We start from the raw sequence: 1,591 nt of genomic DNA, 5'->3' as shown, positions 1-1,591 counted from the left end.
CAGCCTACCACCTTAAACTTGGACAACCAACGCCAAGCTGGCCTAGCCTTCTCCGTCCCTCCATCGCAATAACCAGAAGTACAGGAATATTAACCTGTTTTCCATCGACTACGCTTTTCAGCCTCGCCTTAGGGACCGACTAACCCTGCGTCGATTAACGTTGCGCAGGAAACCTTGGTCTTTCGGCGTGGGTGTTTTTCACACCCATTGTCGTTACTCATGTCAGCATTCGCACTTCTGATACCTCCAGCAAGCTTCTCAACTCACCTTCACAGGCTTACAGAACGCTCCTCTACCGCATCACTTGCGTGATACCCGTAGCTTCGGTGTATGGTTTGAGCCCCGTTACATCTTCCGCGCAGGCCGACTCGACTAGTGAGCTATTACGCTTTCTTTAAAGGGTGGCTGCTTCTAAGCCAACCTCCTAGCTGTCTAAGCCTTCCCACATCGTTTCCCACTTAACCATAACTTTGGGACCTTAGCTGACGGTCTGGGTTGTTTCCCTTTTCACGACGGACGTTAGCACCCGCCGTGTGTCTCCCATGCTCGGCACTTGTAGGTATTCGGAGTTTGCATCGGTTTGGTAAGTCGGGATGACCCCCTAGCCGAAACAGTGCTCTACCCCCTACAGTGATACATGAGGCGCTACCTAAATAGCTTTCGAGGAGAACCAGCTATCTCCGAGCTTGATTAGCCTTTCACTCCGATCCACAGGTCATCCGCTAACTTTTCAACGGTAGTCGGTTCGGTCCTCCAGTCAGTGTTACCTAACCTTCAACCTGCCCATGGATAGATCGCCCGGTTTCGGGTCTATTCCCAGCGACTAGACGCCCTATTAAGACTCGCTTTCGCTACGCCTCCCCTATTCGGTTAAGCTCGCCACTGAAAATAAGTCGCTGACCCATTATACAAAAGGTACGCAGTCACCCAACAAAGTGGGCTCCCACTGCTTGTACGCATACGGTTTCAGGATCTATTTCACTCCCCTCTCCGGGGTTCTTTTCGCCTTTCCCTCACGGTACTAGTTCACTATCGGTCAGTCAGTAGTATTTAGCCTTGGAGGATGGTCCCCCCATATTCAGACAAAGTTTCTCGTGCTCCGTCCTACTCGATTTCACTTCTAAGATCCTTTCGCGTACAGGGCTATCACCCACTATGGCCGCCCTTTCCAGAGCGTTCCGCTAAAATCAAAGAAGCTTAAGGGCTAGTCCCCGTTCGCTCGCCACTACTAAGGGAATCTCGGTTGATTTCTTTTCCTCAGGGTACTTAGATGTTTCAGTTCCCCTGGTTCGCCTCTTGCACCTATGTATTCAGTACAAGATAACCATCTTATGATGGCTGGGTTCCCCCATTCAGACATCTCCGGATCAAAGTCTGTTTGCCGACTCCCCGAAGCTTTTCGCAGGCTACCACGTCTTTCATCGCCTCTGACTGCCAAGGCATCCACCGTATGCGCTTCTTCACTTGACCATATAACCCCAAGCAATCTGGTTATACTGTGAAGACGACATTCGCCGAAAATTCGATCTTGCTCATGAGAGCAACTCACAAATTTTACCTTAGCCTGAGCCGTTACCAGTGAAAGTAACGT

At 50.5% G+C, this 1,591-nt stretch carries 1 rRNA gene; it reads right to left on the bottom strand.

Features of this window, described 5'->3' with window-relative positions:
* Positions 1-1,470, bottom strand: a 23S ribosomal RNA gene (locus AC30D9_RS29350); the annotation flags it as partial.
* Between the last annotated feature and the right edge of the window lie 121 nt (positions 1,471-1,591).

The organism is Pseudomonas sp. DF11 (assembly GCF_058148565.1).
Note: the sequence above shows the minus strand (reverse complement) of the source record. Positions and strands in the feature narration are given on the sequence as shown.